Genomic DNA, 11814 nt, shown 5'->3' with positions numbered 1-11814 from the left:
CGAAAGCGCCTATTTTCTTCTTCTGTGAACATTTAATGTTTTAAGTTATACGCCATCCATTTACATGAATGACGCTGCACTTCCATCAAACGCCCACACTTATCGACTGTTAATTGTTAAAGAACCTGCCACTTCGCGTCACCCAAACCCGGGTTCGCGTCGCCGTCAAATCGTTTTGTTTGTCAGCAGCAGAGAGATGAGATTATGTGGCGTTTCCAGTTTTTCGTCAACTACTTTTTTACTACTCACCGAAAAACTTTTTACTGCCACCACAACTTCCTAACCCGCTTTTCCCCCTCAAACTCCGCCCGCAAAAACAGCCTATTTACCTCTCAGCTGCTTCGCTTCTTTCGCGTCGTTCTCAACGGGAGGCGAACTATAGCAACCCTCTCACATCCCCGCAAGTACTTTGTTAAAAATATTTCGATTTATCTCTTTTTACCTAAATCCCACTGCACGATCGACTCGCCGCCGCTCGTAGTTTTAGGTACCGGCCGGAACGCATGACCGTAGATAATTTCAAAGGTGAGCGGTAATTTACCGTCCGGGCGGCGCGTAGCTTCCAGCGCAGCCTTGATACGGGTCCCGGCGGCACGCCCTAATAAGCCACGGCCGCGAGTCGCTAACGGATTACCGCCCCAGGCGCGGACATCGGCTAACAATTTCTCCACCGTGTCATAAGTCACTGTAATAGTCTCCATGTCCATGACCGGCGTCGAAAAGCCGGCATTAACCAGCATGTCGCCAAAATCGTGCATATCGACAAACGGCAATACATGTGCGCCGTTATCAATAGCCGCAAACGCATTGCGCAGTTCTTTAAATGTGTCCGGGCCGAAGCAAGAAAACATCAGCAAGCCATCCACTCTTAATATACGGCGCCATTCGGCAAACACACGATCCGGCTGCGGATGCCAGTGCAAGGCCAGGTTGGACCAGACCAGATCAACCGCGCCTGGCGCCAATGGCAGCTGGGCGAAATCGCCGCATACCAGGGCCGATGCCAACTCATCGCTTTTACCGGTGAACGGCAACCACTTCTTCAACAGGCGATTGACCGATAGCTGCGCCGTCTGACGTTGTTCTTTTGCCATCGACAGCATGGCGGCGGATGCATCCAGTCCAATAATGGCGGCTTCGCTAAAGCGCTGCTGTAATGTATATATATCAGGGCCGGCGCCACAGCCGGCATCCAATACCCGTTGCGGCGCTAGTTTCACCAGGGCAAGACGCTCATGCATGCGGCTTGAAATTTCGCGACGCATGAACTCGGATTCGCGTACCAGCGCAGGTTGCGCAAACAGTTGGCGCACCCGGCGCAAGTCGATCGGCGCACTTTGGCTGGTTTCGAGAGGGGGGAGTGAGGTAGGCATCAGAATCCGGCAAATGAAATGAAATGCGATAATCGCCAGTAGTTTACACGCTTGAATGCCTGTAGGCTGGGAGTGCCGCCATCCTTCTCTCCCACATCTGATAAGAACGAGACCTACCCTTTGCCATTTCCCCTGCTACGCCATTGGCCGCAACTGCAACTTGCCCGTATCCTGGCGAGCATGCCGTCGTGCTGCGCGTTGTGCAATCAAAGCGGCAAGCACATTATTTGCGGCGGCTGCAAGCAGCATTATTTTTCCGATTGCCCGCCGCGCTGCAGACAATGTGCGAATCCACTTCCTCGGCTCAGTGGTCCCGACAACAGCCCCGACCCCGGCCCGGCACTCTGCGGCAACTGCCTGAAACAACCTCGTGCCTTCGATACCACCATCGTGGCGTGCGACTATGGGGCGCCAACTGACCAGTTGATTCTCGCGCTAAAATTCGGTGGACGGCTGGCGTTGGCGCCGATGTTTGCACAAATGCTATGCGATGTGATGCAGCGCCAGGCAAGCAGCACTGAGCCGATGCTACCGGCGGACTTGCCTGATATCCTGACAGCGGTGCCGCTCAGCGCGCAACGGTTGCAACAGCGCGGGTTTAATCAGGCGCTGGAAATAGCCAAACCTCTGTCGCGTATGCTCGGGCTTGATTTGCAGCGCGGATTGCTGCTGCGGCAACGCGATACCCTGCCCCAGTCTCAAGTGCCGGAGCTGGAGCAACGACGTCGCAATCTGCGCCAGGCGTTTGCCGTGCCGCCGGCAGCCGCGCAACATATAGAGGGCCGCCACATAGGCGTGGTCGACGATGTCATGACTAGCGGCGAAACGTTGCACGCACTGGCAAAGACGCTACGCCGGCATGGTGCACGGCGCATCACCAATTTCGTGTTTGCGAGGACGCCATAACCGTCCTCGCGATCCGTGATTTATCGATCTATACATCGATCTATACATCGACCTATACATATCATAAGGAGAATCAAGTTGTTCCACGTCGTACTGGTTGAACCGGAAATCCCGCCGAATACCGGCAACATCATCCGCCTGTGCGCCAATACCGGTGCGCAATTGCATTTGATCGAACCGCTTGGCTTTCCACTGGATGACAGCAAAATGCGCAGGGCCGGCCTGGATTACCACGACTACGCCACCATGCAGGTGCATGCCGACTGGGACGCCTTCATCGCCAGCATGCGTGCTGCCGGCAACTATGATCCCAGCCGCATGTTTGCCATGACCACCCATGGCTCGACGCCCTTTGCTAACCTCCAGTTCCAGCCAGGCGACGTATTTGTATTTGGCTCGGAAACCCGCGGCCTCGATCCGGCGCTGCGCGAATCATTTCCGGCTTCGCAACGGATCCGTTTGCCGATGCGGCCGGATAATCGCAGCTTGAATCTATCCAATACCGTGGCAGTCGTGGTGTATGAGGCGTGGCGCCAAAATGGTTATAGCGGCGGAGCCTGATTGTTATAATTCATCGTCTTGCAAATAAGCATGATGTATTTCCCGAGTCGTCTGTAAAAAAAACCAGCCCCACTATCTGCCGTTGGTATTTACCCAATTTAATCGAAGGATCATCATGTCCGTGCGTTCCGTGTCCCTGTTTCTCTGTTCTCTCGCCATCAGCGTTTCCGCTTATGCTCAGGAGTACGACCTTGGCAGCCTGCATATCAGCCATCCCTATGCGCGCGCCACAGTCCCGGGCCAGCCTGGCGGCGGTGCGTTTCTGAGTATAGAGAACAAGGGCAAGGAAGCAGACAAACTGATCGGCGTCAGCTCATCGGTCGCCAAGAGCAGCGAGATCCACACCATGTCCATGGATGGCAATGTCATGAAAATGCGCGAAGTCGGCGAGATCGATCTGCCGCCGGCGAGCACTGTCAACATGAAGCCGGGCCACGGTTACCACGTCATGTTGATGGGCCTGAACCAGCCATTGAAGGCTGGCGACAAATTTCCGCTGACACTGACTTTCCGGAAAGCCGGCAAGATCGAGGTGTCTGTAGTCGTCACCGATCTGAGCGGAAAATAAGCCGGCGCGGCGCATCAACACTAAATACAAACGGTTTCTGCAATAAAAAAGCGCGGAAGAAAACCGCGCTTTTTTATTGCCTGGCTGATCGTGGCTGATCGTGAAGATCAGGAGCCCTCTCGCACATTTCGCACCTTGTTCAGCAATTTGCTCGTCGAGCGATCATGGGCAAACGGAATCGCGACCACCTGGCCGCCATACGCCAGTACGGCCTGGCCTTCCGGAATCGCATCCATCTGATAGTCACCGCCTTTGACGTACACCCCCGGCTGCGCGTCCTGCACCACTTCCAGCGCCGTATCTTCATCAAACTCGACCACCAGGCTGACAGCTTCCAGCGCCGCCAATACGGCCATGCGGTCGGCACAGATATTGATCGGCCGGTCATCGCCCTTGCCCAGTCGCTTGACCGAGGCATCGGTATTCACCGCCACCACCAGCGACGCGCCTTGTTCACGTGCCTGCGCCAGATAGGTAACGTGGCCACGATGCAGGATATCGAATACGCCGTTGGTCAATACCACCGGCTGCGGCAAAGCGGCAACGCGAGCTTTCAATTCAGCGCGGGTACAAAGCTTGGTTTCAAATTTAGGCATGGCGAATATAAGAGGTCACAATAAAAAAAACCGCAATACTTGCGCTTGCGGCTTGGATTCAATCAATTTGCAGCAGTTACAGGCGACGCTAAAAACTTAGCGTCGCTCACATCAGACTGCTGGAGATGGAGCTGGGGCCGCCGTCGAGGCCAGGCGGGCGACAACTTCCTTGCGATAGCGGTTCAGTTCTTGCACTGTATCGAAGGTACGTTCAAACAATAACGACATATTGTGCAGGATACGATCGACCACTTTCTTTTCCCAGACGCCGTCGAATTTGATTTGCTCGTCCAGCCAACGCTCCAGCCACTCCGGATCCGGCAGACGGCTCTGCACCGTATCGTTCGGGAACAACGACTGATTCACGTGCAGATTGGTCGGATGCAGCGGCTTTTCGGTACGGCGCGCCGAAGCCATCAAGACGCCGATCTTGGCGAATGCGGCGGAAGCGCCATCACCCACTTCATTCAAAGCCTTCTTCATGTAGCGCAGGTAAGCACCGCCATGACGTGCTTCGTCCTGGCTGATGATCTTGTAAATTTGCTTGATCACCGGCTCTGTATGCCAATCGGAGGCGCAACGGTACCAGTGATTGAGGCGAATCTCGCCGCAGAAATGCATCATCAACGTTTCCAGCGGCGGCGCCGGGTCGAATTCGAAACGGACCTTGTCCAGCTCGGCTTCGGTCGGCACCAGTTCGGGCCGGAAACGGCGCAGATATTCCATCAACACCAGGGAATGCTTCTGTTCTTCAAAAAACCATACCGACATGAACGCGCAAAAATCGCTGTCGCCGTGGTTATCGCGCAGGAACATCTCGGTTGCAGGCAGCGCCGACCATTCCGTAATCGCATTCATACGAATAGTTTGAGCTTGTTCATCGGACAGTTGGGTGGCGTCAAACTTGTCCCATGGAATATCGGTCTCCATGTTCCAGCGGACTTGTTCAAGCGATTTAAACAGTTCTGGATACAGCATACATACCTTAAGCAAGTGAGTTAACTATTCGATTTTACCAAGAATTTGTTACAAGCCCGTTTATAAACCTGCTGACAACCAATTTTTTGCTAAAAAACTGTCTTAAATCCGGACAAAGTCAAGTTGTCGCTTAGAGCACACCATCGGATACCGATTTGTCTCCTGATCTGTGTTTTACGCATATCAACGGGTTTCAGATGCAACCAACAGAAAAATTATCAAACTAAAAACATCCAACCTGCCGCCCTGCTTTTGAATCCTGCTTTTGAATCCGATCATCAGTTTGCCGCGTATCACTCTGCAGGCCCCGAGAATTTCCTGGGCCGACCATCGGATGATCTTTTCAGCAGAAAGCAGGCAGATGAAAATCGCGGTCATTGGCTCAGGTATCGCTGGCCTCTCTTGTGCATACAGGCTCGCCATCTCAGGACAGCAAGTCACGCTGTATGAAGCCAACAGCTATTTCGGCGGCCATACCAACACCGTCGAGGTTACGTTGGAGGGCCGATCCTATGGTGTCGATACCGGTTTCCTAGTCTTTAATCATCGCACTTATCCGACGCTAGTCAAGCTGTTCGAAGAACTTGAAATTGCCACAGTGGCAACAACCATGTCATTTTCCGTGAAAATGCCGATTGCCGGCGCTTTCGGCGTTCGCACGCTGGAGTGGGCGGGCGCCAACCTGAATAGCGTATTTGCCCAACGCCGCAATTTGCTCAGTCCCGGCTATTTGCGCATGTTGCGAGACATCCTGCGTTTCAATCGGCAAGCCACGGCACTGGCATTGGATGGAATGGCCAGTCTGATGCCGCTGGGGTATTTTCTGGATCAATATCGCTACAGCCATGAATTCCGCAACTGGTATCTGTTGCCGATGGCCGGTTGCATCTGGTCTTGCCCGACCGCGAAAATGATGGAGTTCCCGGTCGCCAGCTTTATCCGCTTTTGCCATAACCACGGCCTGCTGCAAGTGAGCAATCGGCCGCAATGGCAAACCGTGCAGGGCGGCGCTCGCCACTATGTCGAAAAAATGCTGGCTGCAATCCCGCGCAAGCATTTGCAAACCCCGGTTACCGCAGTGTCGCGCCTGCGCCACGTCGCCGGCTATCAAGTCAGCGTAGAAACCCGCAACGGCAGCCAGCTCTACGACCACGTGGTCATGGCTGGCCATAGCGACCAGAGCTTGCTTCTGCTCAAGGATGCAAGCGCACAAGAACAGAGATTGCTGGGATCGATCAAGTACCAGCCGAACCAGGCAGTCCTGCATACCGATACCAGCCTGCTGCCACAGCAACGCAAAGCCTGGTCGGCCTGGAACTATCAAAGTTCCTCCAGCGAGCGGCAAGAAGTATGTGTTCACTATCTGTTGAACCAATTGCAGCCGCTGCCGTTCAAGACGCCGCTGATGGTTTCACTTAATCCGATTGAAGCACCTGCGCCGGCATCCGTGATCGATAGTTTCGCGTATGCGCATCCGGTCTTTGATGCCGGCGCGATTGACGCCCAGCGTCAGTTCCCTGCCATTCAGGGACAACGCAACACCTGGTTTGCAGGCGCGTGGCTGGGTTACGGTTTTCACGAAGATGGCTTGAAATCCGGACAGGCGGTGGCGCAGGCGATTCAAGAAATCGCCGCGGCGCCGGCATCTGAAGTATGCAGCGTGGCGGCCTGATCCCATCAACGGCCTATCGGACAAGTCATGCAAACAGCCCCGCACCAGGTTCAATTATGTTTTGGCAAAGTTCGTCATGTACGGCTGAAGCCAAAGCGCAATGCCTTCAGCTATGGCGTGTATTACCTGCGGCTACCGCTACGCACGCTAGCCGAAAGCGATTTCGACAACATCTTTTTGTCGCGTAACCGCTTCAATCTCTTGTCTTTCCACGACAAGGACTATGGCGACGGCACGCAATCTGCGTTGGACCGTATCGATGCCCTGCTCAAGGCAGAAGGCATACACGACGCCGACGGTGAGATTTGGCTGCAAACGTTTCCACGAGTATTCGGCTACGCATTCAATCCCATTTCGTTCTGGTTTTGCCATGCTGCCGACAACGCCCTCCGCGCCGTCATGTGCGAGGTGCACAACACTTTCGGTGAAAAACATTACTACCTGCTGCAAGGCGCCGCGGGAGCTGACATTGCCTTCGGCACTGAGTTGCGCGCCAATAAAGTGTTCCATGTATCGCCGTTCTGTGGCGTCGAAGGCGTCTATCGCTTCCGCTTCATGCGCACTGACCGCACAGTCGATCAGCAACAGTATGAACACACTACCGCACGGATCGAATACGACGACGCCACCGGCGCCTTGCTGCTGACGAGTGTCTGCGGCAGCTCACTGAGCGGCGAACCGGTTTCCAATCGCAGCGTCGCCAAAGCGATGCTGGCGTATCCATTGATGACTTTCGGCGTGATCCTGCGAATTCATTGGCAAGCACTCAAATTATGGTGCAAGCACATTCCTTTTTTCAACAAACCCGTTCCGCCATCCCGCGAGGTGACAAGATGAATTCCGACTCCACTCATTCAACCGCATTCGGCCTCAATCCGCATACGGAATATCTATCTGCCGATGGTTATCCGGCGCCAGCGAAATTCATATTGCAAATGCTTAACAAGCTTGAGCATGGCGCGCTCACCATGCAATTCCCCGACGGCCGGAGCGCCACCTTCGGCAAGGTCGACGATCGTTATCCAAGGGCTTTGACGATGACCTTGAAAAATTGGGATGTGTGCCATGCGGCGCTCAAATCCGGTGACATCGGTTTTGCTGAAACCTATATCGACAAGCACTGGACGACCGACAACCTGCCGGGCCTGATTGAATTATTCGTCCGCAACCGGCAAGCGGTCGAGTCGGTGATATACGGTACCTGGTGGGGCAACCTGCTATATCGCGTCAAACATCTTTTCCATAACAACAGTAAGGCCGGCAGCCGCAAGAACATCCACGCGCACTACGACATAGGCAATGATTTTTACCAGCTATGGCTGGATCCTTCCATGACCTATTCCAGTGCGCTGTTTTCAGACAGTCACGTGGAGAACCTGCAAGAAGCGCAGCAAGCCAAGTACCAGCGCATCCTGAAACAGCTTGATATCGGCGGCAACGCCCGCATCCTGGAGATTGGCTGCGGCTGGGGTGGCTTTGCCGAAATTGCTGCGCGCGAAGCCGCGGCGCACGTCACCGGACTGACCTTGTCAACCGAGCAGCTGCAATTCGCCAACCAGCGCCTGCAGCAAGCCGGCGTGGTCGACAAAACCCAGATGCTGCTGCAGGACTACCGCGACATCAACGGCCAGTTCGATGCCATCGCGTCAATCGAAATGTTCGAAGCGGTCGGCGAAAAATACTGGCCAGGATATTTTTCCTGTGTTGCGCGAAACTTGAAAGCCGGTGGCCGCGCATGCATTCAGAGCATTGTCATTGCCGACGAACTATTTGAGCGCTATCGCAAAGGCACCGATTTCATCCAGCAGTATATTTTCCCCGGCGGCATGTTGCCGTCGCCTTCCATTTTTTGCCAACACGCCGAGCAGCATGGCCTGAAGGTGGTCGACACGCTGTTGTTCGGCATCGACTACGCGCGCACGCTAGCGGAATGGCGGCAGGCCTTCAAGCAACAATTGCCACGGTTGCTGACGCAAGGATTTGATGATCGTTTCCTGCGCACCTGGGATTTCTACCTGGCCTATTGCGAAGCTGGCTTCCGTGCCGGAAGCATCAACGTGGCGCAATTCACGCTACAAAAAATCTGATTGGCAGGCGACATATGGCAATCCGGATATTTTCAGCATGTCTGTTGACACTATTGAGCGTCGGCAGCGCCAATGCGATCAGCGATAGCGGCAACCATCCCGATATCAGCCCTCCTCCGCATATCCAACGGGCGATTGCCGACGCACACCTTGCCGGCCAAGGCAGCTTTCGCTGGTTCGGCCTGCTGATATACGATGCGCAGCTCTGGGTCGGACCGCAAGGTTATCAGGTAGCGGCTCCCGACAATGCGCCCTTTGCACTTGATTTACGCTATGCCCGTTCATTCGACAGCGATAGCATCGCCGAGACCAGCATCAAGGAAATGAAAATAACCGGCAGCGCCAGCGATGCGCAATACAGCCAATGGCTACGGCAAATGAAGGGCGTGTTCAAGGATGTAGTGAAAGGCACCCACATCACCGGTGTATATCTGCCTAACTATGGCGCCCGCTTTTTCCTCGACGGGAAAGGCCTGGGCGACATTCCCGACCCGCAGTTTGCCCATGCTTTTTTTGCCATCTGGCTCAGCCCGAAAACCAGCGCGGCGGCACTGCGCAAGAAGCTGCTGGTCGATATTGGACATGACTGATGGACGGCTATCGATTTCCGGTGCTGCTGACATATGGGCTGTTCGGTATGCCGCTGGCCTTGGTTGCGTTGCCCGTGTATGTCTACGTACCGCATTTTTACGCCCGGCATTTCGGCCTATCCCTAGCCACGATTGGCGGTGTGCTGCTTGCCGCCCGCCTGTTCGATGCTTTTCTCGATCCGGTTCTTGGCAATTGGCTTGATCGCTCCAATAGCCAGGATCGTTATGGCCGCGCCATCGTCTTGTCGCTGCCGTTTCTGCTGGCCGGGATGGGCGGCTTGCTTGCACCGCCGGCATTTGCCGCCGACTTTGCGTTGCCGTGGCTGCTAGGCACATTATTGGTGGTCTACGTCGGTTTCAGCCTGGCGACAATTGCCCACCAGAGCTGGGGCGCCGCCTTGACCCAGGTTCCGGCGCAACGAACGCGCTTGACGGCAACCCGCGAAGCCTGCGGCCTGTCTGGCGTCATCCTGGCGGCTATCCTGCCGAGTCTGCTGGGGCTGCAATCGTTACCCCTGATATTTGCACCGGTCCTGCTCGCCACTGCTTTGCTATTACGCGGTGCGCCCCGCCCGCCGGTGCGGCCGATGGACAAATACGGTTCGGCAATTGGCGCCGCGTCTGTCCCTTTCCGCAACAGACGTTTCCGCTGGCTGTTCGCTGTATTCCTGATGAACGGCATTGCCGCGGCAATTCCGGCGACCCTGTTTTTGTTTTTTGTCGACGACCGCTTGCGGCTTGCCTCTTACAGCGGCCCGTTGCTGGTACTGTATTTCGTTGCCGGCGCGGCTTCAATGCCGGGCTGGCATCTCCTGGCACGACGTTATGGCGAAGCACGCGTGTGGCTGGCGGCAATGCTGCTGGCGATTGCCGCTTTTATCTGGGCTTACTGTCTATCGGCGGGCGATTTGCTGCCGTTCGCCGCGATTTGCGTGATTTCCGGCCTGGCTCTAGGGGCCGACCTCGCCTTGCCGCCAGCATTGCTGGCAGCAGTCATCGGACATGCCGGGCATAGTAATCAAAGGGAAGGAGCCTATTTCGGTATTTGGAACTGGACCAGCAAAATGAACCTGGCGCTGGCCGCAGGCATTTCCCTGCCGCTATTGCAATATCTTGCTTATCAGCCAGGCAGCATTGCCCAGCAAAGCACTCGCGCCCTGTCATGCGCGTATGCCTTGCTGCCTTGCGCGCTCAAGTTAGTGGCGGCGTTGATATTGTGGCGCGCACCGTTACGAGACATTTAGCGACGAAACCTCTGCGATGAAACCCTTGAATTCTCCCATCACGGACTGGCGCAATTTACGCGTCTGGATCATCGGCGCCTCGAGTGGCATAGGCGCCGAAACCGCGCGTCAGCTGCTGCACAAGGGCGCCCGTGTCGCATTGTCGGCTCGCAATGCCGACGCCTTGCACAGGATCGCCGGAGATCATGCGAAAGCGCTAGAACTGGCATTGGATATCACCGCCCCGGACAGCATCTTCGCAGCGCGCGATATCATCCTCCAGCGCTGGCAAGGAATCGACCTGATGTTGATCGTGGCCGGCGCCTACAACGAAATGCGCGCCGACAATTTCGATCTGCGCATCGCCAATCAGCTGATCGATACCAATCTGCGCGGTGTCTTCAATTGCCTGGATGCGATCTTGCCGCTTCTGCTGGCACAAGGCGCGGGCGCAATCGGCATCGTGGCCTCGGTCGCGGGCTACAGCGGCTTGCCGAAAGCGATGGTCTACGGTCCGTCGAAAGCGGCCTTGATCAATCTGGCGGAATGCCTGTTTCTCGATCTGCGCCCGCGCGGCATCGGTGTTTACCTGGTGAATCCCGGTTTCGTGGATACGCCGCTGACCGCGGGAAATGATTTCGAGATGCCGGCGCTGATGCCTGCCGCAGATGCCGCGGCGACACTGATCAGAGGCCTGGAACGCGGTGAGTTTCACCTGCATTTTCCCAAACGCTTCACCAATTGGCTGCGGCTGGCGCGCCTGTTGCCCTATCGCGTATATTTTGCGTTGATTCACAAGGTGACCGGATTATGAACAATAGCCAATCACAGCATCTATTGCGGATCGTGCATTTTTTTGAAAATCTGGCGCCCGCCAATTTGGCTGAAATGCCGCAGATATATGCGGCTGACGCCTGGTTCAAGGATCCGTTCAATGAAGTGCGCGGACTGGCCGCGATCACTCAGATATTCAACCACATGTTTGTGCAGGTAGATGCGCCGCGCTTTATCGTCACCAGCCAAATGGCGCAAGATCAGAGCGCCTTCCTGACCTGGGATTTCCAGTTTCGGATGAAACGATTTTCGACGGCAGAACAATCGATTCACGGCGCCACCCACCTGCATTTCGATGCAAGCGGCCTAATCACCTATCACCGCGACTATTGGGACGTCGCCGAAGAACTGTATGAAAAAATGCCGTTGTTAGGCGGCATGATGCGGGTATTGAAGCGGGCTGCACAACATTAACGCCCGTGCCGG

Annotated in this window: 13 protein-coding genes; 10 read left to right on the top strand and 3 right to left on the bottom strand. The window is 55.4% G+C overall.

The annotated features are described in order from the left end of the window. Positions 1-428: 428 nt before the first annotated feature. Positions 429-1373, bottom strand: a complete 945-nt coding sequence (locus KHU29_RS09335; RefSeq protein WP_211452521.1) for a methyltransferase domain-containing protein — start codon at positions 1371-1373, stop codon at positions 429-431. Positions 1374-1493: 120 nt separating this feature from the next. On the opposite strand from KHU29_RS09335, the gene KHU29_RS09330 reads away from it, so the two are divergent. The 3 genes from KHU29_RS09330 (at position 1494) to KHU29_RS09320 (ending at position 3408) form a co-directional block, all read left to right on the top strand. Next, the gene (locus KHU29_RS09330; protein WP_246541747.1) at positions 1494-2279 is read left to right on the top strand and encodes a ComF family protein; all 786 of its coding nucleotides are present in this window, start codon (positions 1494-1496) and stop codon (positions 2277-2279) included. Positions 2280-2357: 78 nt separating this feature from the next. After that, positions 2358-2840 carry a tRNA (uridine(34)/cytosine(34)/5-carboxymethylaminomethyluridine(34)-2'-O)-methyltransferase TrmL gene (gene trmL, locus KHU29_RS09325; protein ID WP_211452520.1) on the top strand — a complete coding sequence of 161 codons (483 nt, stop codon included), beginning with the start codon at positions 2358-2360 and terminating at the stop codon, positions 2838-2840. Between the two features lie 115 nt (positions 2841-2955). Further along, a complete protein-coding gene (locus tag KHU29_RS09320; RefSeq protein WP_211452519.1) occupies positions 2956-3408 on the top strand; it encodes a copper chaperone PCu(A)C in 453 nt (150 codons plus the stop codon). 107 nt (positions 3409-3515) lie between these two features. On the opposite strand, the gene rfaE2 is transcribed toward KHU29_RS09320, so the two are convergent. Together rfaE2 and KHU29_RS09310 are read right to left on the bottom strand one after the other, a co-directional pair. After that, on the bottom strand, positions 3516-4004 hold the full coding sequence (gene rfaE2, locus KHU29_RS09315) for a D-glycero-beta-D-manno-heptose 1-phosphate adenylyltransferase (protein WP_211452518.1): 489 nt from the start codon (positions 4002-4004) through the stop codon (positions 3516-3518). Between the two features lie 111 nt (positions 4005-4115). Beyond that, positions 4116-4982 (bottom strand): ferritin family protein, encoded by an 867-nt coding sequence (locus KHU29_RS09310; RefSeq protein ID WP_211452517.1) that lies wholly within the window; start codon positions 4980-4982, stop codon positions 4116-4118. A 361-nt stretch (positions 4983-5343) separates the two neighbouring features. Here KHU29_RS09310 and KHU29_RS09305 point away from each other — a divergent pair, with 361 nt between their 5' ends. From KHU29_RS09305 to KHU29_RS09275, 7 genes are read left to right on the top strand one after another with little or no spacing between them, the layout of a single operon-like run. After that, positions 5344-6654 (top strand): NAD(P)/FAD-dependent oxidoreductase, encoded by a 1311-nt coding sequence (locus KHU29_RS09305; protein WP_211452516.1) that lies wholly within the window; start codon positions 5344-5346, stop codon positions 6652-6654. Positions 6655-6681: 27 nt separating this feature from the next. Continuing rightward, complete coding sequence (locus KHU29_RS09300) at positions 6682-7491, top strand: DUF1365 domain-containing protein (protein WP_211452515.1); 810 nt, start codon at positions 6682-6684, stop codon at positions 7489-7491. Beyond that, a complete protein-coding gene (locus tag KHU29_RS09295; RefSeq protein WP_211452514.1) occupies positions 7488-8741 on the top strand; it encodes an SAM-dependent methyltransferase in 1254 nt (417 codons plus the stop codon). The genes KHU29_RS09300 and KHU29_RS09295 overlap by 4 nt, the downstream gene beginning before the upstream one ends. A gap of 44 nt (positions 8742-8785) precedes the next feature. Next, positions 8786-9331: a chalcone isomerase family protein gene (locus KHU29_RS09290; protein WP_246541744.1), complete on the top strand. Its 546-nt coding sequence runs from the start codon at positions 8786-8788 to the stop codon at positions 9329-9331. Beyond that, positions 9331-10575 (top strand): MFS transporter, encoded by a 1245-nt coding sequence (locus tag KHU29_RS09285; protein ID WP_211452512.1) that lies wholly within the window; start codon positions 9331-9333, stop codon positions 10573-10575. Before KHU29_RS09290 ends, KHU29_RS09285 begins: the two co-directional genes overlap by 1 nt. Positions 10576-10591: 16 nt before the next feature. Further along, on the top strand, positions 10592-11368 hold the full coding sequence (locus tag KHU29_RS09280) for an SDR family NAD(P)-dependent oxidoreductase (RefSeq protein ID WP_211452511.1): 777 nt from the start codon (positions 10592-10594) through the stop codon (positions 11366-11368). After that, the gene (locus KHU29_RS09275) at positions 11365-11802 is read left to right on the top strand and encodes a nuclear transport factor 2 family protein (protein WP_211452510.1); all 438 of its coding nucleotides are present in this window, start codon (positions 11365-11367) and stop codon (positions 11800-11802) included. The genes KHU29_RS09280 and KHU29_RS09275 overlap by 4 nt, the downstream gene beginning before the upstream one ends. The last annotated feature ends 12 nt before the right edge of the window (positions 11803-11814 follow it).

The sequence above is a fragment of the Collimonas antrihumi genome, from assembly GCF_018304965.1.
Taxonomy (GTDB): domain Bacteria; phylum Pseudomonadota; class Gammaproteobacteria; order Burkholderiales; family Burkholderiaceae_D; genus Collimonas; species Collimonas antrihumi.
Note: the sequence above shows the minus strand (reverse complement) of the source record. Positions and strands in the feature narration are given on the sequence as shown.